The 22342-nt window shown below is 56.9% G+C and carries 17 protein-coding genes and 1 pseudogene; 1 reads left to right on the top strand and 17 read right to left on the bottom strand.

Annotated features, from left to right (window positions below; all coding sequences use genetic code 11):
- Positions 1-73 precede the first annotated feature (73 nt).
- Positions 74-1186, bottom strand: coding sequence for an S-(hydroxymethyl)glutathione dehydrogenase/class III alcohol dehydrogenase (locus tag ACZRMS_RS19345; RefSeq protein WP_463996608.1), 1113 nt, complete (start codon positions 1184-1186; stop codon positions 74-76).
- Positions 1187-1294: 108 nt separating this feature from the next.
- On the opposite strand from ACZRMS_RS19345, the gene ACZRMS_RS19340 reads away from it, so the two are divergent.
- Complete coding sequence (locus tag ACZRMS_RS19340; protein ID WP_463996607.1) at positions 1295-2191, top strand: LysR family transcriptional regulator; 897 nt, start codon at positions 1295-1297, stop codon at positions 2189-2191.
- A 135-nt stretch (positions 2192-2326) separates the two neighbouring features.
- Here ACZRMS_RS19340 and ispD read toward each other — a convergent pair whose 3' ends face one another.
- From ispD to rseP, 16 genes and pseudogenes are all read right to left on the bottom strand, one after another.
- Complete coding sequence (gene ispD, locus ACZRMS_RS19335) at positions 2327-3031, bottom strand: 2-C-methyl-D-erythritol 4-phosphate cytidylyltransferase (protein WP_463996606.1); 705 nt, start codon at positions 3029-3031, stop codon at positions 2327-2329.
- A complete protein-coding gene (gene ftsB / locus ACZRMS_RS19330) occupies positions 3028-3306 on the bottom strand; it encodes a cell division protein FtsB (RefSeq protein WP_048359890.1) in 279 nt (92 codons plus the stop codon). The genes ispD and ftsB overlap by 4 nt, the downstream gene beginning before the upstream one ends.
- Positions 3307-3474: 168 nt before the next feature.
- Complete coding sequence (gene eno, locus ACZRMS_RS19325; protein ID WP_463996605.1) at positions 3475-4764, bottom strand: phosphopyruvate hydratase; 1290 nt, start codon at positions 4762-4764, stop codon at positions 3475-3477.
- A 154-nt stretch (positions 4765-4918) separates the two neighbouring features.
- Positions 4919-5764, bottom strand: coding sequence for a 3-deoxy-8-phosphooctulonate synthase (gene kdsA, locus ACZRMS_RS19320; protein WP_048359892.1), 846 nt, complete (start codon positions 5762-5764; stop codon positions 4919-4921).
- 6 nt (positions 5765-5770) lie between these two features.
- Positions 5771-7402, bottom strand: a complete 1632-nt coding sequence (locus ACZRMS_RS19315; RefSeq protein WP_048359893.1) for a CTP synthase — start codon at positions 7400-7402, stop codon at positions 5771-5773.
- A 293-nt stretch (positions 7403-7695) separates the two neighbouring features.
- Entirely contained in the window at positions 7696-8991 is a 1296-nt protein-coding gene (tilS, locus tag ACZRMS_RS19310) for a tRNA lysidine(34) synthetase TilS (RefSeq protein ID WP_463996604.1), read from the bottom strand.
- Positions 8992-9116: 125 nt separating this feature from the next.
- On the bottom strand, positions 9117-10064 hold the full coding sequence (locus tag ACZRMS_RS19305) for an acetyl-CoA carboxylase carboxyltransferase subunit alpha (protein ID WP_046810490.1): 948 nt from the start codon (positions 10062-10064) through the stop codon (positions 9117-9119).
- A gap of 184 nt (positions 10065-10248) precedes the next feature.
- Positions 10249-13770 (bottom strand): DNA polymerase III subunit alpha, encoded by a 3522-nt coding sequence (gene dnaE / locus ACZRMS_RS19300; RefSeq protein ID WP_463996603.1) that lies wholly within the window; start codon positions 13768-13770, stop codon positions 10249-10251.
- A 78-nt stretch (positions 13771-13848) separates the two neighbouring features.
- Entirely contained in the window at positions 13849-14463 is a 615-nt protein-coding gene (rnhB, locus tag ACZRMS_RS19295) for a ribonuclease HII (RefSeq protein WP_463996602.1), read from the bottom strand.
- A gap of 11 nt (positions 14464-14474) precedes the next feature.
- Positions 14475-15605 (bottom strand): lipid-A-disaccharide synthase, encoded by a 1131-nt coding sequence (lpxB, locus tag ACZRMS_RS19290; RefSeq protein WP_463996601.1) that lies wholly within the window; start codon positions 15603-15605, stop codon positions 14475-14477.
- 2 nt (positions 15606-15607) lie between these two features.
- Entirely contained in the window at positions 15608-16384 is a 777-nt protein-coding gene (gene lpxA / locus ACZRMS_RS19285; protein WP_463996600.1) for an acyl-ACP--UDP-N-acetylglucosamine O-acyltransferase, read from the bottom strand.
- Entirely contained in the window at positions 16381-16821 is a 441-nt protein-coding gene (fabZ, locus tag ACZRMS_RS19280) for a 3-hydroxyacyl-ACP dehydratase FabZ (RefSeq protein ID WP_048359900.1), read from the bottom strand. Before fabZ ends, lpxA begins: the two co-directional genes overlap by 4 nt.
- A 109-nt stretch (positions 16822-16930) precedes the next feature.
- Positions 16931-17985, bottom strand: a pseudogene (lpxD, locus tag ACZRMS_RS19275) (UDP-3-O-(3-hydroxymyristoyl)glucosamine N-acyltransferase).
- A gap of 2 nt (positions 17986-17987) precedes the next feature.
- On the bottom strand, positions 17988-18491 hold the full coding sequence (locus tag ACZRMS_RS19270; protein ID WP_003440444.1) for an OmpH/Skp family outer membrane protein: 504 nt from the start codon (positions 18489-18491) through the stop codon (positions 17988-17990).
- A gap of 44 nt (positions 18492-18535) precedes the next feature.
- The gene (bamA, locus tag ACZRMS_RS19265; RefSeq protein ID WP_463996599.1) at positions 18536-20884 is read right to left on the bottom strand and encodes an outer membrane protein assembly factor BamA; all 2349 of its coding nucleotides are present in this window, start codon (positions 20882-20884) and stop codon (positions 18536-18538) included.
- A 75-nt stretch (positions 20885-20959) separates the two neighbouring features.
- The gene (rseP, locus tag ACZRMS_RS19260) at positions 20960-22312 is read right to left on the bottom strand and encodes an RIP metalloprotease RseP (RefSeq protein WP_463996598.1); all 1353 of its coding nucleotides are present in this window, start codon (positions 22310-22312) and stop codon (positions 20960-20962) included.
- Between the last annotated feature and the right edge of the window lie 30 nt (positions 22313-22342).

Genomic DNA, 22342 nt, shown 5'->3' with positions numbered 1-22342 from the left:
GGCAGCTCCAGACAGCAAGTAAAACGCCCGCGCCCACAGGGGGATTTAGGCGTTTAAGGCTTGCTGCTGTTAGTTAGAAATGGATGACAGTACGGATGCTTTTGCCTTCGTGCATCAAGTCAAATGCCTTATTGATATCTTCCAGACCCATCGTGTGGGTGATGAAGGTATCCAACGGGATCTCGCCGCTTTGCGCCATGTCGACATAGCTTGGCAGCTCAGTACGACCGCGCACGCCGCCAAATGCCGAACCGCGCCAGACGCGACCGGTCACAAGCTGGAACGGACGGGTGGAGATTTCCTGACCGGCACCGGCCACACCGATGATCACAGACTCGCCCCAACCCTTGTGGCAGCACTCCAGCGCCGCACGCATCAGGTGCACATTGCCGATGCACTCGAAGGAGAAATCGACACCGCCGTCGGTCATGTCGACTATCACTTCCTGAATCGGACGATCGAAGTCTTTCGGGTTCACGCAATCAGTGGCACCCAACTGCCGGGCGATTTCAAACTTGGCCGGGTTGATGTCGATGGCAATGATGCGCGCCGCCCTGGCTTTCACCGCGCCGATAACCGCCGACAGGCCAATGCCGCCCAGACCGAAGATGGCCACCGTGTCGCCCGGCTTGACCTTGGCAGTGTTGAGCACCGCACCAATACCGGTGGTCACGCCGCAACCCAGCAGGCAAACCTTCTCCAGTGGTGCATCTTTCTGGATTTTCGCGACCGATATTTCCGGCAGTACGGTGTACTCCGAGAAGGTCGAAGTCCCCATGTAATGGAAAATCGGCTGCCCCTTGTAGGAGAAGCGCGTAGTACCGTCTGGCATCAAGCCTTTGCCTTGGGTCGCGCGAATTGCCTGACACAGGTTGGTTTTGCCGGACAGGCAGAACTTGCACTTGCGGCACTCCGGTGTGTACAGAGGGATCACATGATCACCGACAGCAACCGAAGTCACGCCCTCGCCGATTGCCTCGACGATAGCGCCGCCTTCGTGGCCCAGGATCGACGGGAAGATGCCTTCCGGATCAGCGCCCGACAAGGTGTAGGCATCCGTATGGCAAACGCCCGACGCCACAACCCGCAGCAGCACTTCGCCAGCCTTGGGCATGGCAACGTCAACTTCTACGATTTCCAGCGGCTTTTTGGCCTCGAACGCTACGGCAGCACGTGACTTGATCATCGATCGTCTCCAGCAAAGTAAAAACAAGACGCCGAGTGTAAATCAGCGCCGGGTGATTAATAATCCAGGCAAAAGCAAAACATTATTGCCATACAGGGATAATCAGCCGTGAATGAAAACCGCTGGGAAGGCATCGACGAGTTTGTGGCCGTGGCCGAGTGCAGCCAATTCACTGCAGCAGCGGAACGCCTTGGGGTTTCATCGTCACATATCAGTCGCCAGGTCGCCCGCCTCGAAGAGCGCCTGCAAACCCGCCTGTTCTATCGCAGTACCCGAAAGGTGACGTTGACCGAAGCAGGGCATACCTTTTTACAACATTGCCAGCGCCTGCAAGACGGGCGCGAAGAAGCACTGCGAGCTGTCGGTGATCTGGCCAGCGAACCCAAAGGCATGCTGCGCATGACCTGCGCGGTGGCCTATGGCGAGCGTTTTATTGTGCCGCTGGTCACGCGCTTTATGGGGTTGTACTCGCAGTTGCGGGTCGATATAGAGCTCAGCAATCGACCATTGGACCTGGTGCATGAAAGCCTTGATCTGGCGATTCGGCTGGGGCGTCTGCAGGACTCAAGGCTGGTGGCCACGCGGCTTGCGCCCAGGCGCATGTATGTATGCGCTTCGCCCTCCTACCTTGAGCATTACGGCCGCCCTCACAGCCTGTCGGAACTGAGCCGGCATAACTGCTTGATTGGCAGTTCGGACCTGTGGCAACTGCAACAGGACGGAAGAGAGTTTTCCCAACGGGTGCAAGGCAACTGGCGCTGCAACAGCGGGCAAGCGGTACTGGATGCAGCGCTACAAGGTGTAGGGCTGTGTCAGCTGCCGGACTATTACGTGCTGGAACATTTGAAGACCGGGGCGCTGGTGTCTTTGCTCGACACCCATCAGCCCCCCAACACCGCGGTTTGGGCGCTGTACCCGCAGCAGCGGCACTTGTCGCCCAAAGTCAGAAAGCTGGTGGATTATCTGAAGGAAGGTTTGGCGATAAGAGAGGAGTATCAGCGTTAAGCACCGCGCATAGTTACTGTGGGAGCGACGATTCGGCTTGCTCGCGATCGCATCACCTCGGTACGCCTGAAAAACCGCGCCGCCTGTATCGCGAGCAAGCCCGCCCCCACAATTGGTCAGAGCCCAATGCTTTGCTCAGCGATTGACCCAGCGCAACCGCAGCCACTCAAGGTCTTCCGGGCGGGTGACCTTGATGTTGTCCGAACGGCCTTCAATCAGACGCGGGGCCAGGCCGGCCCACTCCATCGCCGAAGACTCGTCGGTGATGGTCGCATCGGCCACCAGGCTGTCAGCCAAGGCTCGGTGCAAGGCCCCCAAGCGGAACATCTGCGGCGTATATGCCTGCCAGATCAAGCTGCGATCAATGGTTTCAACGGCGCGACCGTTTTTGTCCACGCGCTTGAGCGTGTCGCGCGCCGGCACAGCCAGCAAACCACCCACAGGGTCGTCAGCCAGCTCGTTCAGCAGCTTGTCCAGATCTTCACGTGACAGGTTTGGACGTGCCGCATCGTGAACCAAAACCCAATCGTCATCTGCCGCACCTTGCGCATGCAGGTGCAACAGCGCATTGAGCACCGAGTCCGCACGCTCGCGCCCACCGTCCACACGTACGACGCGAGGGTCTGTGGCGCAAGTCAACGTCGGCCAAAAGGGATCATCAGAAGCGACACTGACCACCAGCCCCTTGAGACCCGGATGGTCGAGAAAACAGCCAAGGCTGTGTTCGAGAATACTGCGTCCGCCCAGCTGCAAATATTGCTTGGGACGGTCTGCGGCCATACGGGCACCAACGCCCGCGGCAGGAATCACGGCCCAGAAGGCCGGTGACAAGAAACTCATTGGGCCAACTGATAGAGGGTTTCACCCTCTTTGATCATGCCCAACTCATGGCGAGCACGTTCTTCAACGGTCTCCATGCCTTTTTTCAGCTCAAGCACTTCCGCATCGAGCACGCGGTTACGCTCCAGCAAGATTTCGTTTTCAGCACGCTGATCGGCGATTTGCTGGGTCAGGTCGGTAACCTGCGCCAAACTGCCATTCCCCACCCACAGGCGATACTGTAGGGCAGCCAGCAGCAAGAGCAAGATGAGAAACAACCAATTGGGACTGCGCATCGAATATCAGGTATCCAGTGAAAAGACAGCCATGCCGACAAACGTAAACAACTAATAGTACAAAGCCTGGAAGAACCAGGCTTGTACTGATAAGCATCAGATTAATGTCAAAAGCCTCACCTTGGCGAATTTTCCGACACAATCTGCTGTCTTTTTACCATTCAGCACTCAACCGCGAAATTCACTGCGACCGTTGTACTTGGCTTTTGCGCCCAACTGCTCTTCGATACGCAGCAATTGGTTGTACTTGGAAACGCGATCGGAACGGCACAGCGAGCCGGTCTTGATCTGGCCTGCAGCAGTACCCACTGCCAGATCGGCAATGGTGGAGTCTTCGGTTTCGCCGGAGCGGTGCGAAATCACGGCAGTGTAACCAGCGGCCTTGGCCATCTGGATAGCTTCCAGTGTTTCGGTCAGGGTACCGATCTGGTTGAACTTGATCAGGATCGAGTTGGCGATCTTTTTATCGATGCCTTCTTTCAGGATTTTGGTGTTGGTCACGAACAGGTCGTCACCTACCAGCTGAACTTTCTCACCGATTTTGTCGGTCAGGATTTTCCAGCCATCCCAGTCAGACTCGTCCAGGCCATCTTCGATGGAGATGATCGGGTAGCGCTGAGTCAAACCTTTCAGGTATTCAGCAAAGCCTTCGGAGTTGAAGACCTGGCCTTCGCCCGACAGGTTGTACTTGCCATCTTCATAGAACTCGCTGGCCGCGCAGTCCAGAGCCAGGGTCACGTCAGTGCCCAGGGTGTAACCGGCGTTGGCTACCGCTTCGGAGATCACTTTCAGTGCATCTTCGTTGGAAGCCAGGTTAGGTGCGAAACCGCCTTCGTCGCCCACGGCAGTGTTCAGGCCACGGGCCTTGAGCACAGCTTTGAGGTGATGGAAGATTTCGGTGCCCATGCGCAGCGCGTCGGAGAAGGTCTTGGCGCCAACCGGCTGAACCATGAACTCTTGAATGTCGACGTTGTTATCTGCGTGCTCGCCACCGTTGATGATGTTCATCATCGGAACCGGCATCGAGTAAACACCCGGAGTGCCGTTCAGGTTGGCGATGTGCGCGTACAGCGGCAGGTCCTGGTCCTGGGCAGCGGCTTTGGCAGCAGCCAGAGACACAGCCAGAATGGCGTTTGCACCCAGGGAACCTTTGTTCTCAGTACCGTCCAGCGCGATCATCGCGTGGTCCAGCGCCTTTTGGTCAACCGGGTCTTTACCCAGCAGCAAATCACGAATAGGGCCGTTGATATTGGCAACGGCTTTCAGAACGCCCTTGCCCAGGTAACGGCTCTTGTCGCCATCACGCAGTTCCAGCGCTTCACGGGAACCGGTGGATGCACCGGACGGCGCGCAAGCGCTGCCGATGATGCCGTTGTCGAGAAGCACGTCCGCTTCCACAGTGGGATTGCCACGGGAGTCGAGAACTTCACGACCTTTGATGTCGACGATTTTTGCCATTGTTGTAAACACTCCAAAGTTGACGAAAACGACGCAGCTGAGGGAAATATTGTTATCGGCGGCAAGGGTCAAATAACGGGCAGCCTTGCGGGCGATAAGGCTCGGGCCGTTTAGGCCCGAGAAATCGTGCGGTACTTTACCGGAGAAACGAGGGTTACGCGGTTTCTATTGTCGGAAAACTTTTAACCAACTCATCCAGCGACTTGAGCTGAGCCAGGAACGGCTCCAGCTTGTCCAGACGCAAGGCACAAGGGCCGTCGCATTTGGCGTTGTCAGGATCCGGGTGTGCCTCAAGGAACAAACCCGCCAGGCTCTGGCTGATGCCAGCCTTGGCCAGATCGGTTACCTGGGCACGACGACCACCGGCAGAATCGGCACGACCACCAGGCATTTGCAGCGCGTGGGTCACGTCGAAGAATACCGGGTATTCGAACTGTTTCATGATGCCGAAACCCAGCATGTCGACTACAAGGTTGTTGTAGCCAAAGCTGGAACCACGCTCACAGAGGATCAACTGATCATTACCCGCCTCTTCGCATTTGCTCAGGATGTGCTTCATCTCCTGAGGTGCAAGGAATTGGGCTTTTTTGATGTTGATCACGGCACCGGTCTTGGCCATGGCCACGACCAGATCAGTTTGACGCGACAGGAAAGCCGGCAACTGGATGATGTCGCAGACTTCGGCGACCACGGCTGCCTGGGCAGGTTCGTGGACGTCGGTAATCACCGGCACTCCGAATGCAGCCTTGATGTCCTGAAAAATCCGCATGCCCTCTTCCAGGCCAGGGCCACGGTAAGAGCTGACAGATGAACGGTTAGCCTTGTCGAAACTGGCCTTGAACACGTAAGGGATACCGAGCTTTTCGGTAACCCGTACGTACTCTTCGCACACCTGCATGGCCATATCACGGCTTTCCAGCACGTTCATGCCACCGAACAAGACCATTGGCTTGTCGTTGGCAATTTCGATATTGCCTACACGGATAATCTTTTGCGCCATGCTGATTTATGCCTTCTTCTCGTGTTGCGCCAGTGCTGCTTTGACGAAACCGGTGAACAACGGGTGGCCATCACGTGGTGTGGAGGTGAACTCCGGGTGGAACTGGCAAGCGACGAACCAAGGATGATCCGGAGCTTCAACCACTTCTACCAACGCGCCATCACCGGAACGACCGGTCACTTTCAGGCCTGCTTCAGTCAGTGCAGGCAGCAGGTTGTTGTTCACTTCATAGCGATGACGGTGACGTTCAACGATCACGTCCTTGGCATAGCAGTCATGAACCAGAGAACCGGCCTGCAGCTGGCAATCCTGAGCGCCCAGACGCATGGTGCCGCCCAGATCCGAAGTTTCGGTACGGGTTTCGACTGCACCGGTGGCGTCTTCCCACTCGGTGATCAGACCCACAACCGGATGGCCGCTGCTGCGATCGAACTCGGTGGAGTTGGCGTCTTTCCAGCCCAGCACGTTACGTGCGAACTCGATAACCGCTACTTGCATGCCCAGGCAGATACCCAGGTATGGCACCTTGTTCTCGCGAGCGTACTGAACAGCGGTGATCTTGCCTTCTACGCCGCGCAGACCGAAGCCGCCCGGAACCAGAATGGCATCAGCCCCTTCCAGCAGCTCGGTGCCTTTGTTTTCGATGTCTTCAGAATCGATATAACGCAGGTTGACCTTGGTACGGTTGGAAATACCGGCGTGGCTCATCGCTTCAATCAGCGACTTGTACGCGTCCAGCAGTTCCATGTACTTGCCAACCATGGCGATGGTGACTTCGTGCTCAGGGTTGAGCTTGGCGTCGACCACTTGTTCCCACTCGGACAGGTCAGCGCTGTTGCACTCCAGACCGAAACGCTCAACGACAAAATCATCCAGACCCTGAGCGTGCAGCATGCCCGGGATGCGGTAGATGGTGTCGGCGTCTTCCAGCGAAATCACCGCACGCTCTTCAACGTTGGTGAACAACGCAATCTTGCGACGCGAGGAGATATCGACGTGGTGGTCGGAGCGGCAGATCAGCACGTCTGGCTGCAGGCCGATGGAACGCAATTCTTTAACAGAGTGCTGCGTTGGTTTGGTTTTCGTTTCGCCAGCAGTGGCGATGTACGGAACCAGAGTCAGGTGCATCAGCATGGCGCGCTTGGCGCCCACTTCGATGCGCAACTGACGGATTGCTTCGAGGAACGGTTGCGACTCAATGTCACCCACAGTGCCGCCAATCTCAACCATCGCTACGTCGGCATCGCCGGCGCCCTTGATGATCCGACGTTTGATTTCGTCGGTGATGTGCGGAATCACCTGGATGGTTGCACCCAGGTAATCACCACGGCGCTCCTTGCGCAGGACGTGTTCGTAAACACGGCCCGTGGTGAAGTTGTTGTTCTGGGTCATGGTCGTGCGGATAAACCGCTCGTAATGGCCCAAGTCCAGGTCGGTTTCGGCGCCGTCGTGAGTGACGAACACTTCACCGTGCTGGAACGGGCTCATGGTGCCCGGATCAACGTTGATGTAGGGGTCCAGCTTCAGCATGGTGACCTTAAGTCCCCGCGCCTCCAGGATGGCTGCCAATGAAGCCGAGGCAATGCCTTTCCCCAATGAAGAAACAACACCGCCCGTGACGAAGATGTAGCGCGTCATGAAAAACCCTAGAAGTCTGCGTTAAAGCGGTCAGAGCCGCCGGGGAAAGCGAAGGAAGGCCGAAGCCCCCAATCACCAGCATTAGTCACAGTGCACCTTTCGAAAAATTGCTGCGTTGAAACAGACCGATGGAAACCACCGGTTCGATACAAGCCACACATTTTTTTAAAATCGCCCAGCAAAGACTGCTTGGTAATCGGCAACTTCTGTAATTCTGGTGAATCCACAGAAGTTGTATCAAGAAGGGAGCGTAGTCTACCGGAAACCCCCTTTCAGCTCAAACCTTGATCGCTCTAAGTTGGCAGCCACTGTAATTTCCAGCGTCCACAGGGGCTTGAGTCCAGTCCATGGAGGTTTGCCACGGCCAATAACTGCTCGTTGCGGTACACAAGCGGCAATCTGCCACGGGCAAACAACGGGACACCCCGTTCGTTCAGCAACCGTTTCAGATCACGATGACCGCGCTGACCCAGCGCCATCACTTCGCCCCCTTGACGATAGCTCACTTGCAAGGGGCCATCTGGAATATCCCCGACAAAGCACACACGGCCATTACCGGGCAGCGCCAACATCTGATCGGGCAGCGTCCATGGCACGGGGCCGACAGGTGGGAACAACCACTCACCGGACAGCCACCAGATACGCGAGCCGGCGCGATGCAGCTCACCGGCGGCAAGCTTCCAGATTGGCTGCGCACCGTCGCGGGCATCGCGCAACGCATCCCAACCCGCCCAATGATCGGTATCAGGCAATGGGGTGAACGCTGCCAGCCAGTGGCGCAAGGCATTGCGTTGACGCGCCGCAGACAGCCTGACCAAAGGCGCAAGCTCCAGCGAAGGCAGATTGAGCCAGGCAAATTCACCAGCCGCGCTCGCATCGTGCAGATCCTGCTGCGCCAATTCGTCAAGCAGGCCTTGCGCCTCGGCACAATGTGCCGCGCTGCGGGCCATGCTGGCAGCGGCCCGGGGCCAGCGCCGGGTCAGGACCGGAAAAACCTCGTGGCGTAAATAATTGCGGGAAAAATCTGTCTGCGTGTTGGACGGATCTTCGATCCAGCTCAGGCCATTCTCATGGGCATAAGCTTCCAGTTCAGCGCGGGATACATCCAGCAAGGGCCGACACAAGTGCCCTGCCCCCAGGCGTCGCTGCCGGGGCATGGCCGCCAACCCGCTGACCCCAGCTCCGCGCAACAGGCGAAACAGCAGGGTTTCGGCCTGATCGTCGCGATGCTGCCCGGTGAGCAGCACTTCCTGAGCCCCGGTAGCTGCCACAAACACCTGATAGCGCGCATCACGTGCCGCCCGCTCGATACTGGCGCCCGCTTGCACTTGCACGCGAACCACCTGCAGCGGCACGCTCAGCCCGTCACACAGGCCCTGGCAATGGGCCGGCCACGCATCAGCCGCCGCCTGGAGACCATGATGGACATGGACAGCGGATATTAGCGGTAATGAGTGGGTTTGACGCAATTGAACAAGAAGGTGCAGCAGGACGGTCGAGTCCAGGCCGCCGGAGAGCCCCACGTGCCAGGCCTTGGCCTTGCGCCAGGGGCTGAGGGCATGCAGAAGCAGATTCGACAGACTGGACATTACGCAATCCTGTGGGAGCGGGCGTGCTCGCGATGCAGACAACTTGGCCTTTCAGCCAAACCGCGCAGAGGCCACCGCGAGCACGCCCGCTCCTACACTGAGACGTCGTTAAACCTGAATCTGAATCAGAGACCGTAGCTCATCAAACGATCATAACGACGCTTGAGCAGGGTTTCATGGTCCAGCTTGTTGAGCATGTCCAGCTGGGAAATCAGATCGGCACGAATGCTGGCAGATGCCGCAGCCGGGTCACGGTGTGCGCCGCCCAATGGCTCGCCAATCACCTTGTCGACAATACCCAGGCCTTTGAGGCGCTCAGCAGTAATACCCATCGCTTCAGCTGCGTCCGGTGCTTTTTCGGCAGTCTTCCACAGAATCGAGGCGCAGCCTTCCGGCGAGATCACCGCATAGGTCGAGTACTGCAGCATGTTCAACTGATCACAAACGCCAATCGCCAATGCACCGCCAGAACCGCCTTCACCGATAACGGTAGCGATAATCGGGGTTTTCAGGCGCGACATGACGCGCAGGTTCCAGGCAATCGCTTCGCTCTGGTTACGCTCTTCAGCGTCGATACCCGGGTAAGCTCCCGGGGTGTCGATGAAGGTCAGGATCGGCATCTTGAAACGCTCGGCCATTTCCATCAAACGACAGGCCTTGCGATAGCCTTCTGGGCGCGGCATACCGAAGTTGCGGCGAACCTTTTCACGTACTTCACGGCCCTTCTGGTGACCAATCACCATGACTGGCTGATCGTCCAGGCGCGCAATACCGCCAACAATGGCAGCATCGTCGGAGAAGTGACGATCACCATGCAGCTCATCGAACTCGGTGAAGATGTGATCGATGTAGTCCAGTGTGTATGGACGACGCGGGTGACGGGCCAAGCGGGCAATCTGCCAGCTGGTCAGCTTGCCGAAAATATCTTCAGTCAGCGTTTTGCTTTTGTCTTGCAGACGAGAGATTTCATCGCTGATGTTCAGCGAATTGTCATTACCAACCAAGCGCAACTCTTCGATTTTGGCTTGCAGGTCAGCAATCGGCTGTTCGAAATCAAGAAAATTCGGGTTCATAAGCATCCGTCTTGGGTCGGCGGCAAAGCATGCCAGAAGGGTTGAAACCCAGCATTTGCTGGTGTTTCTTGCCTGACTGGGGCAGCCGGTTGATCTGTATCGCGCCTACCTTAAGGGACAGGCGCTCTCAGGTCGAGATTAAAAATTCAGGTCGAGGTCAGGGCGCATCGGTTGCCCCTGACCGTCAACGGTATTGGAGGAAGACGTTGTCTCGCCCGAACTGGTCACGCAGGGCTTGAATCAAGCTGTCTGCCGGGTCGATCCGCCAGGTCTCGCCAAACTGCAACATGGCCTTGGCGTCCTTGCCGGTGTACTCCATGGTGATCGGGCAGGCACCACGATGTTTTTTGAACAGCTCGCCCAACCAGCGCAGTTGATCGCCCTTGAGCGCGGCACGGGTCACTTTCAGGCGCAAACTCTCGGCCAGGCTGGTGCGTGCATCTTCCATGCTCATCACCCGCTTGACCCGCAGACGCAAACCGCCGGAGAAGTCGTCGTTACTGACCTCGCCCTCGACCACCACCATCGCATCGGTCTGCAACAGCGATTGTGCTGAATGGAAGGCCTCGGCAAACAGCGAAGCTTCAATACGCGCCGAGCGATCGTCAAGGGTGATAAAGCCCATTTTGTCGCCCTTTTTGTTCTTCATCACCCGCAACGCGATGATCATCCCGGCAACGGTCTGAGTATCACGAGCAGGCTTGAGATCAATAATGCGCTGACGGGCGAAACGGCGGATTTCGCCTTCATATTCGTCAATCGGATGGCCGGTCAGGTATAGGCCCAGCGTGTCCTTCTCACCTTTGAGCCGCTCCTTGAGTGTCAGTTCCTTGGCCTTGCGGTGATTGGCGTAGACGTCCGCGTCAGCCTCGACAAACAGCCCGCCAAACAGGTCGGCGTGACCACTGTCATGGGTGCGCGCCGTTTGCTCGGCCGCCTTGATCGCCTCCTCCAGCGCCGACAACAACACGGCGCGGTTCTGGTCGATGCTGGCCTGCCAGGCTTTGGGCTCATCATGGAAGAACGGCCCCAGGCGGTCCAGCGCACCACTGCGAATCAGGCCATCAAGGGTTCGCTTGTTGATGCGCTTGAGGTCGACCCGGGCACAGAAGTCGAAGAGATCCGCGAAAGGCCCGTCCTGACGCGCCTCGGTAATGGCTTCAACCGGCCCCTCGCCAACCCCTTTGATGGCCCCAAGACCGTAAATGATCCGGCCTTCATCGTTAACCGTGAACTTGAACTCCGAGGCATTCACATCCGGCGCGTCGAGACGCAACTTCATGCTGCGAATTTCTTCGATCAGGATCACGACTTTGTCGGTGTTGTGCATATCCGCCGACAGTACCGCAGCCATGAAGGGCGCCGGGTAGTGGGTTTTCAGCCATGCCGTCTGGTACGACACCAGGCCGTAAGCGGCGGAGTGGGATTTGTTGAAGCCATAACCGGCGAATTTCTCCACCAGGTCGAAAATGTTACCGGCCAGGTCGGCATCGATATTGTTGTTGGCACAACCTTCAATAAAGCCGCCGCGCTGCTTGGCCATCTCTTCGGGCTTTTTCTTGCCCATGGCACGACGCAGCATGTCGGCACCGCCGAGGGTATAACCGGCCATGACCTGGGCAATCTGCATCACCTGTTCCTGATACAGGATGATGCCGTAGGTCGGTGCCAATACTGGCTTGAGACCTTCGTACTGATAGTCGGAGTGCGGGTACGCCAGTTCGGCACGCCCGTGTTTACGATTGATAAAGTCATCAACCATGCCGGACTGCAACGGGCCCGGACGGAACAGGGCCACCAGTGCGATCAAGTCTTCCAGGCAGTCGGGCTTGAGCTTTTTGATCAGCTCTTTCATGCCGCGCGACTCGAGCTGGAACACCGCCGTGGTCTCGGCCTTTTGCAGCAGCTGGTACGTAGGCTTGTCGTCCAGCGGGATAAAAGCGATATCCAGTGGTGGCTCGTCAACCTTGGCACGATCACGGTTGATGGTTTTCAGCGCCCAGTCGATAACCGTCAGGGTCCGCAAGCCCAGGAAGTCGAACTTCACCAGGCCAGCAGACTCAACGTCATCCTTGTCGAACTGGGTAACCAGGCCGCCGCCCTCTTCGTCGCAGTAAATCGGCGAAAAGTCTGTCAGTTTGGTCGGCGCGATAACCACACCACCGGCGTGCTTACCGACGTTGCGCACAACGCCTTCAAGCTTGCGAGCCATTTCCCAGATTTCGGCGGCCTCTTCATCTACCTTGATGAAGTCGCGCAGAATCTCTTCTTGCTCGTAGGCTTTTTCCAGGGTCATGCCGACTTCGAAGGGAATCATCTTCGACAGACGATCCGCCAGCCCGTAGGACTTGCCCTGAACCCGCGCCACGTCACGTATTACCGCCTTGGCGGCCATCGAACCAAACGTGATGATCTGACTTACCGCGTTGCGACCGTATTTTTCGGCCACATACTCGATTACCCGGTCACGACCATCCATGCAGAAGTCGACGTCGAAGTCGGGCATCGATACCCGTTCCGGGTTAAGGAATCGCTCGAACAGCAGGTCATATTCCAGAGGGTCAAGGTCAGTAATTTTCTGCACATAGGCCACCAGTGACCCGGCACCCGAACCACGGCCCGGCCCCACTGGCACGCCGTTACTCTTGGCCCACTGGATGAAGTCCATCACGATCAGGAAGTAACCCGGGAACCCCATCTGGATAATGATATCCAGCTCGAAGTTCAGCCGGTCGACATACACCTGACGCTTGGTTTCGTAATCTTCAGTGGTGTCTTTGGGCAACAGAACGCTCAGGCGATCTTCCAGACCATCAAAAGACACTTTGCGGAAATACTCATCGATGGTCATGCCATCGGGAATCGGGAAGTTGGGCAAAAAGTGCTTGCCCAGCTTGACTTCAATATTGCAGCGCTTGGCGATTTCGACCGAGTTTGCCAGTGCGTCAGGCAAGTCACTGAACAGCTCGGCCATTTCCTCGGCGCTTTTGAGGTACTGCTGGTCACTGTAGTTTTTGGAACGACGCGGGTCATCGAGGGCGCGGCCCTCACCGATGCAAACGCGGGTTTCGTGAGCCTCGAAGTCCTCTTGGCGCAAGAAGCGCACGTCGTTTGTCGCAACAAGTGGCGCGCCGACCTCTTCAGCCAGCGCAACCGCTGCGTGCAGATGCTCTTCGTCATTAGGGCGCTTGGTGCGCTGAACTTCCAGATAGAAACGATCCGGGAACACCGTCATCCATTCGCGCGCCAGAACTTGGGCCTCTTCAGTGTTGCCACTGATCAGCGCGACACCAATCTCGCCCTCCTTCGCCGCCGAAAGCATGATCAAGCCTTCAGCAGCCTCGGCCACCCACTCGCGCTCGATGATGACCTGACCGTTGCGCTGGCCATCGATAAAACCACGGGAGATCAGCTCGGTCAGGTTGCGATAACCCACGCCGTTCATCGCCAGCAGGCTGATACGGCTCACCGGGTTTTCCGGGTCCTTGTTCGACAACCACAGATCAGCACCGCAGATTGGCTTGATGCCGCCGCCCATGGCTGCCTTGTAGAATTTGACCAGGGAGCACATGTTGTTCTGATCAGTCACCGCGACAGCGGGCATATTCATGCCCGCAAGGGTTTTGATCAGCGGTTTGATCCGCACCAGGCCATCGACCAGGGAATATTCAGTGTGCAGGCGCAGATGAACGAATGAAGCCGGCATGGTGATCCTGTCTATAAGCTTTGAGAAACAACAAGGCCCGGATTGTACCGGGCCTTGGCAAAAACATCAGCCTCGCGGCTAAACCTCGAGCGCTTCCCATGCGCGACGCACCGGGCCAAACGAGCGCCGGTGAATCGGGGTAGGCCCCAGACGCTCGAGCGCTTCAAGGTGCACAGGCGTCGGGTAACCCTTGTGCCCACCGATGCCATAGCCCGGGTAGATCAACTCAAAGGCAGCCATTTCACGATCACGACTGACCTTGGCCAGGATCGATGCCGCGGCAATGGCCGGCACTTTACTGTCGCCTTTCACCACGGCTTCAGCAGGCATGGCCAGCTTGGGGCAGCGATTGCCGTCAATCATCGCCAGTTTAGGGGTGATGCTCAGCCCTTCCACGGCGCGCTGCATGGCCAGCATGGTGGCATGCAGAATATTCAGCTCATCGATTTCTTCGACTTCCGCCCGTGCAATGCACCAGCTCAGGGCTTTCTCACAGATTTCGTCATAGAGTTTTTCACGACGTGCCTCGGTGAGTTTTTTCGAGTCGTTGAGCCCTGCGATAGGCCGGGCGGGATCCAGAATTACGGCGGCCGTCACGACAGCACCGCACAATGGGCCACGGCCTACTTCGTCGACTCCGGCCACGAGATCTTCGACCAGATCGACCAGGTTGAAGTCCAATCCGATTTGCATGGTTACTTTACTCACTTGGATTGTGCGATCAGGTCCAGCACCGCTTTGGCGGCCTGATTGGAAGCGTCGAGACGCAAGGTGCGATGAATCTCGTCAAAGCCCCGGGTTTGCTCTTCACCACCCTCCAGCAAAGGCAGCAAGGTCTGAGCCAGCGCCTCGGGAGTGGCGGCATCCTGCAAGAGCTCGGGCACCAGCATCCGCTGCGCAAGCAAGTTGGGCAACGATACGTACGGGCTTTTGACCAGACGCTTGAGAATCCAGAACGTCAGACGCGCCAGGCGATAAGCCACTACCATCGGCCGCTTGTAGAGCAAAGCCTCAAGGGTTGCCGTACCTGAAGCGATCAGCACCGCATCGCAGGCCGCCAATGCCAGGTGTGACTGGCCATTCAGCAGGGTCAACGGCAGGTCACGCCCCACCAGCAACTGTTCGATTTGTTCGCGACGAGCGGCATTGGCGCAAGGCAATACAAAACGCACATCAGGTCGGGCATCACGAATTTTTTGTGCAGCATCGAGAAACAACCCACCGAGCTTGCCCACTTCGCCACCACGGCTGCCGGGCATCAAAGCGACCAGCGGGCCGTCAGGCAGCCCCAACTCGGCGCGAGCACCGGCTCGGTCAGCTTCAAGAGGGATGGTGTCCGCCAGCGAATGCCCAACGAAACGCACCGGTACCCCGTGCTCTTCGTAGAATCGGGCCTCGAAAGGCAATAGCGTGAGCATCAAATCGCAGCCTTCGCGAATTTTCAGCACTCGCTTCTGCCGCCACGCCCATACGGACGGGCTGACGTAATGCACGGTTTTGATCCCGGCACGACGTAATTGAAGTTCGATATTGAGGGTGAAGTCAGGCGCATCGATACCGATAAATACATCGGGTTTTTCAGCAATCAGAGTCTGCACCAGGAGCTTGCGGCGCTTGAGCAGCTCACGCAGGCGGCCCAGCACTTCAACCAGGCCCATCACAGACAGGCGCTCCATCGGGAAGTAAGAGCTCATGCCCTCGGCCTCCATCAATGGGCCGCCAACACCGATAAATTCGATATCAGCATGCTGAGCCTTGAGTGCCCGCATCAACCCCGAGCCCAATATGTCGCCCGAGGCCTCCCCCGCCACCAGCGCAATACGCAATCTGGCCATGACTAGCGCGTAATGCCGCGGGTTGAAGACTGGATGGACTCGACAAACATGGCGACTTCCGGGAACTGGGTGGCAGGCTCGGCCAACTCGGCCAGCGCCTGATCAACGGTCAGCCCCTGACGGTAAACCACCTTGTAGGCGCGACGCAGCGCATGAATGGCATCTTCACTGAAACCACGCCGGCGCATGCCTTCAAAGTTCATGCTGCGCGCTTGCGCAGGGCTGCCAAACACGGTCACAAACGCAGGTACGTCCTTGCCAATGGCTGTGCCCATGCCCGAAAAACTATGGGCACCAATATGGCAGAACTGATGAACCAGGGTAAAACCTGACAGGATCGCCCAGTCCCCCATGTGCACATGGCCCGCCAGTGCGGAGTTGTTGACCAGGATGCAATGGTTGCCGATAACGCTGTCATGCCCGATATGGGCATAGGCCATCACCAGGTTGTGATCACCCAGCGTTGTTTCGGCACGGTCCTGAATTGTCCCGCGATGGATGGTGACCCCTTCACGAATAACGTTGTGGTCACCAATCACCAGGCGGGTTTCCTCACCTTTGTACTTCAGATCAGGCGTGTCCTCGCCTACCGAAGAAAACTGGTAGATGCGATTGTGCTTACCGATCCTGGTTGGGCCCTTGAGAATCACATGCGGCCCAATCACTGTCCCCTCGCCGATTTCCACACCTGCGCCGACGATCGACCAAGGGCCGACCTCGACGTCGTCGGCCAGTATGGCCGTCGGATCGATGATTGCGCGAGGGTCAATCAAACTCATAGTTTGCGTTCCGCACAGATGATTTCAGCCGAGCATACCGCTTTGCCGTCAACCGTTGCCTGGCATTCAAACTTCCAGATGGAGCGCTTGCAGCTCAGGAACTTGGCCTCAAGGATCAACTGATCCCCTGGCAGCACGGGCTGACGGAAGCGCAACTTGTCGGAGCCTACGAAGTAATAGAGCGTGCCGTCAGCTGGCTTGAGGTCCATCATCTTGAAGCCAAGAATGCCGGCAGCCTGGGCCATCGCCTCAATGATCAGCACGCCGGGCATGATCGGGTGCGCCGGGAAGTGGCCATTGAAGAAAGGCTCATTGATGCTGACATTCTTGTAGGCACGAATGCGCTTGTTCTCGACATCCAGATCCACCACTCGGTCCACCAGCAGGAACGGGTAACGGTGGGGCAGATATTCGCGAATCTCGTTGATGTCCATCATTTCGTGGGGAAGCCTGTAATAAAGATTGGGCGCGCGCGAGTAAGGCGCGCTCCTCTAGCAAATCAAGGAAGCAAATCAGAGGTTCTGCTGTCTTGATATGGAAATTGTATTAGCCTTTTGAAGAAGCTTTACCGCCGGGGGTCACTTCCCGACGCGCTTTTCCAGTTGTTTCAACCGCCGGGCTATATCGTCCAGCTGACGAATGCGTGCCGCACTTTTGCGCCACTCAGCCGCTGGCTGCATTGCGGTACCGGAAGAATAGGCACCCGGCTCGGTAATCGAGTGGGTCACCATGGTCATGCCAGTCAAGAACACATTGTCACAAACTTCAATGTGCCCCACCAAACCGACACCGCCTGCCAACATGCAGTGCTTGCCGATTTTAGTGCTACCGGAAATCCCCACACAGGCCGCCATGGCCGTATGGTCACCGATCTGAACGTTGTGTGCGATCTGGATCTGGTTGTCCAGCTTGACGCCATTACCGATCAGCGTGTCAGCCAAGGCACCGCGGTCGATGGCGGTGTTAACGCCAATTTCGACATCATCACCGATGGTTACACCACCAATCTGCGCGATCTTCTGCCACACACCCTTCTCGTTGGCAAAGCCAAAACCTTCACCACCCAGGACGGCACCGGACTGAATCACCACGCGCTTGCCGATGCGTACATCGTGATAAAGCGTCACTCGGGGAGCCAGCCAGCCACCTTCGCCGATCTCGCAGCGCGCACCGATAAAGCAATGCGGGCCAACGGTAACGCCTGCAGCAATCCGCGCACCACTTTCGATTACCGCAAATGCGCCAATGCTGGCCGCAGGGTCAACCACTGCGTCAGCAGCAATCACCGCTGAAGGGTGAACCCCGGCAGTTGCTTTGGGCTTTGGGTCGAACAGGTGTGAAATTCGGGCATAGGCCAGATAAGGATCGGGAACAACCAGTGCATCACCGGCATATTCCTCGGCATCGGCAGCCTTGAGCAATACAGCTCCAGCCTGACAATCAACCAGGAATTTTCGGTACTGGGGGTTGGCCAGAAAGCTCAACTGAGCTGGGCCAGCCTCTTGTAAAGTGGCTAGCCCAGTGATTTCTTTCTCCGCAGAGCCACGCAAGGTGGCTCCCAGGAACTCGGCCAATTGGCCGAGTTTTATAGTCGCAGTCATAATTACTTCAGCTGATTCATGCGCTCGATAACTTGGCGAGTGATGTCGTACTGAGGTTTAACATCAATCACAGCACCACGCTCGAACACCAGGTCAAAGGCGCCTTTTTTGATGACTTCTTCAACAGCGCTGTCCAGTTTCGGCTTCAGCTGCTTCAGCATTTCACGATCCGCAACGGCTTTGGCTTCATTCAGCTCTTTAGACTGGAACTGAAAGTCACGAGCCTTTTGCTTGAATTCAAGCTCCAGACGCTCACGCTCGCCTTGCTGCATTTTGTCGCCGCCCTTGACCAGACGATCCTGGATGCCTTTGGCACTGCTTTCCAGGCTTTTCAGTTTGGTCAGTTGCGGACCGAATTTTTTCTCGGCATCCACGGCATAACGCTTGGCGGCGTCGGATTCCAGCAAGGCCATCTGATAGTTCAGTACGGCAATTTTCATGTCGGCAAACGCCGGACCTGCTACCAGAACCGAAGCCAGGAGAACCAATTGAGTCAACTTACGCACGATGCACTCCTAAAAAATCCGTTGTCTGTATCTGAAGTCAGGCTTTAGAAAGTCTGGCCGAGGGAGAATTGGAACACTTGGGTGTCTGCGTCATCCGGTTTCTTGATCGGCATGGCCAAGCTGAAGCTCAGCGGGCCAAGCGCAGTAACCCAAGTCACACCAACACCGACAGAACTGGCCAAATTACTGAAGCCAATATCGCAATCTTTGGTGTCGCCCTTGCAGTTGGTGTCGAACACGTTACCCACATCCCAGAATACGGAGGTCCGCAGGGAGCGCTGATCTTTCACGAACGGCATCGGGAACAGAACTTCAACACCACCCTGGATCAGCACGTTACCACCAAATGGCAGCGGGTCTTGATCCGGGTCAGCAATAGTGCCGGGGTTATTGCCGCGGCTTGGAGTACTGCGCGGGCCCAGGGTGCTGTCTTTGAAACCACGTACCGAGTTGAAACCACCGGCGTAGTAGTTCTCATAGAACGGCAGACCAGCGGTCGAACCATAACCATCACCATAGCCCAGCTCTGTGTGCAGACGCATGGTGTAGGTATCAGTCAGTGGCTGGAACAACTGTGCACGGTAATCCAGTTTATAGAACTGCAGATCGCTGCCAGGAATCGTGGATTCCAGTACCAGGCTCTGCGAGCTGCCACGAGTTGGCAATACGCCTTTGTTCAGAGTCGATTCTGACCAGCCTACCGACGCCTTGAAGTTGAGGTACTTGTCGCCTTCGCGGTTTACGAAGTCGAAGATCTCATCAACGGTGTATTGACCAGTACTGATTTCATCCTGCTGCACGGTCAGACCGTATGTCAGACGCGATGTGTCGCTGATCGGGTAGCCCATGGTGATACCAGCGCCCAGGCTGTCCACCGAATAGTTTGCTACGTCAACGTCCAGCTCTTTGTAGTCAGTGGTGCGGTAGAAGGCGTTGTAACCCAGGCTCACGCCATCAGCAGTCCAGTACGGATCGACATAACTGAAGTTGTAACGGCTCTGGTATTCGCTACGGGTCAAACCGAGGCTGACCTTGTTACCCGTGCCCAGGAAGTTGTTCTGGGTGATCGAACCACCAAGGATCAGGCCTGCGCTCTGCGCAAAACCAACGCTGGCGGTGATCGAGCCCGATGCTTGTTCTTCAACTGCGTAGTTAACGTCAACCTGATCGTCCGTACCGGGTACTGCAGGCGTTTCTACGTTTACTTCCTTGAAGAAGCCCAGACGCTCAAGGCGAACCTTGGACTGGTCAATCAGGTAAGTCGACGCCCAGCCACCTTCCATCTGGCGCATTTCGCGACGCAGTACTTCGTCTGCCGACTTGGTGTTGCCACGGTAGTTGATGCGGTTAACGTAAGCACGCTTGCCCGGGTCAACCACAAAGGTAATGGCTACAGTGTGATCTTCAGGGTTTGGCTGAGGTACGCCGTTGACGTTGGCGAAGGTGTAGCCTTCGTTACCCAGACGACGGGTAATCAACTCGGAGGTGGTGGTCATCAGCTTGCGCGAGAACACCTGGCCCGGCTGAACCAGCAACAGCGACTTGATCTGGTCTTCAGGAACCTTGAGATCACCGCTCAGCTTCACTTCACCGACGTTGTACTTTTCGCCTTCATTCACGTTGACCGTGATGTAGACGCTTTTCTTGTCAGGCGTGATCGATACCTGGGTCGAAGCGATATCCATATTGATATAGCCGCGATCAAGGTAGTAAGAACGCAGGCGCTCCAGGTCACCCGACAGCTTTTCACGTGCGTACTTGTCGTCATTCTTGAAGAACGACAACCAGTTCGTGGTTTTCAGCTCGAACAGGTCAACCAGATCTGCTTCAGGGAAGACAGTGTTACCCACCACGTTGATGTGCTGGATAGCCGCAACGGTGCCTTCGTTGATATTGACCTTCAAGGCAACGCGGTTACGCGGCTCAGGTACCACTTCGGTGTCTACCGTCGCCGAGTAGCGGCCTTGGGCAACATACTGACGTTGCAGCTCGTTGCGCACGCCTTCAAGGGTGGCGCGCTGGAAAATCTCACCTTCGGCCAGCCCCGACTGTTTCAGACCTTTCATCAGGTCATCAGTGGAGATCGCCTTGTTCCCGTCAATGGTGATGCTCGAGACGGAAGGACGTTCGACAACCGTAATAACAAGCACATTGCCATCACGACCCAGTTGGATATCCTGAAAGAACCCGGTTTTGAACAACGCACGAGTGGATTCCACCAAGCGGCGGTCATCCGCGGTCTCACCTACGTTCAGAGGCAACGCGCCAAACACGCTACCGGCGGAAACCCGCTGGAGCCCGTTGACACGGATATCAGAGATAGTGAAGGACTCGGCGTGAACTTCGGCGATCATCAGTACGGCGAGAACCGCAGTTAGCAGCAGACGTTTCATGAAGTCCTTTCTTATTCCAACTGGCAATAAACAAACTGCCGCAAAATGCGGCAGATTCGCAATTCAGCGAAGCGTTTACAGACGGCCCAGGTCGTTGATCAAGGCAAGTAACATCACCCCGACCACCAAGCTGATACCGATCTGCATTCCCCAACCCTGCACCCGATCCGACAAGGGACGACCACGCGCCCACTCGATCAGATAAAACAACAAATGCCCCCCATCCAGTACTGGTATGGGCAACAAGTTCAGAACTCCCAGGCTGATACTCAGATAAGCCAGAAAATTCAGGAAGTCCGCGACACCCGACTGGGCAGAAGCGCCCGCCACTTTAGCAATGGTTATCGGTCCACTCAAGTTTTTTACCGAGAGCTCGCCGAACAACATTTTCTTGAGTGAGTCGAGCGTCAAAATGCTCATGGTCCAGGTGCGTTTTGCCCCTTCACCGATTGCGGCAAGCGGGCCATAACTGACCTCACGAATCATCGATGGTGGCCAATCGATACCCTTCACCCCGGCACCCAGATACCCGGTTGCCGCCTTGCCTTCGCCGCGAGCAGCCAGCGTGACCGGAATATCGACAGGCACGCCATCACGCTCTACACGCAATACAACGCGGGCTTCAGGGTGAACACGCACCCAGTCCACGACCTGCTGCCAGTCCTTGACCACCTGATCATTCATGGCCAGCAGCTTGTCACCGGTTTTAAGCCCGGCAGCCTGGGCCGGTCCTTTCGGGTCGAGCTCTGCCAGAACCGCAGGCAACTCGGGACGCCAAGGGCGAATACCCAAAGAGGCGATAGGGTCCGGCTCATCAGCAGCCTTGAGCCAGTCCTTCAATACAAGTTGGTGCAAAGCTTCAGCGGTGGAGCCGGGCTCGCGCACGACAACCTGCATGGAACCACTTTCGCCCAGGCGACGAACCAGTTGAAGATTGACATTGGACCAGCCGGTGGTTGGCTCGCCATCAATGGACACGATTTCCTGACCCGCCACCAGACCTGCCTGTGCCGCCAGACTGCCGCTTTCTACCGCGCCAATGACCGGCCGCACTTGCTGGCTGCCCATCATTGCCAACACCCAGAAAAAAACCATCGCCAGCATAAAGTTGGCGATTGGCCCGGCAGCGACAATAGCAATGCGCTGGCCGACTGTTTTGCGATTGAACGATTGATCGAGCTGGTCGGCCGGCACCTCGCCTTCGCGCTCGTCGAGCATTTTTACGTAGCCGCCCAACGGGATCGCGGCGACGACAAATTCGGTACCCTGGCGGTCATGCCAGCGCAGCAGGGGTGTACCGAAGCCCACGGAGAAACGCAGAACCTTCACGCCACAACGGCGCGCCACCCAAAAGTGACCGAATTCATGAAAAGTGACCAACACCCCCAATGCCACCAGGGTGCCAACAATCATATAGAGCGCACTCATCTACTTTCTCCGCGATTCTGTCCGGTTCCG

The sequence above is a fragment of the Pseudomonas sp. B424 genome (assembly GCF_055408345.1).
This window is presented reverse-complemented; position numbering and strand designations above follow the sequence as displayed.

Excerpts from the sequence above, each read along its gene's own strand:
- ACZRMS_RS19345 (WP_463996608.1), bottom strand. The coding sequence starts at position 1,186 with ATGATCAAGTCACGTGCTGCCGTAGCGTTCGAGGCCAAAAAGCCGCTG.
- ispD (WP_463996606.1), bottom strand. The coding sequence starts at position 3,031 with ATGAGTTTCTTGTCACCGGCCTTCTGGGCCGTGATTCCTGCCGCGGGC.
- ftsB (WP_048359890.1), bottom strand. The coding sequence starts at position 3,306 with ATGCGCAGTCCCAATTGGTTGTTTCTCATCTTGCTCTTGCTGCTGGCT.
- eno (WP_463996605.1), bottom strand. The coding sequence starts at position 4,764 with ATGGCAAAAATCGTCGACATCAAAGGTCGTGAAGTTCTCGACTCCCGT.
- kdsA (WP_048359892.1), bottom strand. The coding sequence starts at position 5,764 with ATGGCGCAAAAGATTATCCGTGTAGGCAATATCGAAATTGCCAACGAC.
- ACZRMS_RS19315 (WP_048359893.1), bottom strand. The coding sequence starts at position 7,402 with ATGACGCGCTACATCTTCGTCACGGGCGGTGTTGTTTCTTCATTGGGG.
- tilS (WP_463996604.1), bottom strand. The coding sequence starts at position 8,991 with ATGTCCAGTCTGTCGAATCTGCTTCTGCATGCCCTCAGCCCCTGGCGC.
- ACZRMS_RS19305 (WP_046810490.1), bottom strand. The coding sequence starts at position 10,064 with ATGAACCCGAATTTTCTTGATTTCGAACAGCCGATTGCTGACCTGCAA.
- dnaE (WP_463996603.1), bottom strand. The coding sequence starts at position 13,770 with ATGCCGGCTTCATTCGTTCATCTGCGCCTGCACACTGAATATTCCCTG.
- rnhB (WP_463996602.1), bottom strand. The coding sequence starts at position 14,463 with ATGCAAATCGGATTGGACTTCAACCTGGTCGATCTGGTCGAAGATCTC.
- lpxB (WP_463996601.1), bottom strand. The coding sequence starts at position 15,605 with ATGGCCAGATTGCGTATTGCGCTGGTGGCGGGGGAGGCCTCGGGCGAC.
- lpxA (WP_463996600.1), bottom strand. The coding sequence starts at position 16,384 with ATGAGTTTGATTGACCCTCGCGCAATCATCGATCCGACGGCCATACTG.
- fabZ (WP_048359900.1), bottom strand. The coding sequence starts at position 16,821 with ATGATGGACATCAACGAGATTCGCGAATATCTGCCCCACCGTTACCCG.
- bamA (WP_463996599.1), bottom strand. The coding sequence starts at position 20,884 with ATGAAACGTCTGCTGCTAACTGCGGTTCTCGCCGTACTGATGATCGCC.
- rseP (WP_463996598.1), bottom strand. The coding sequence starts at position 22,312 with ATGAGTGCGCTCTATATGATTGTTGGCACCCTGGTGGCATTGGGGGTG.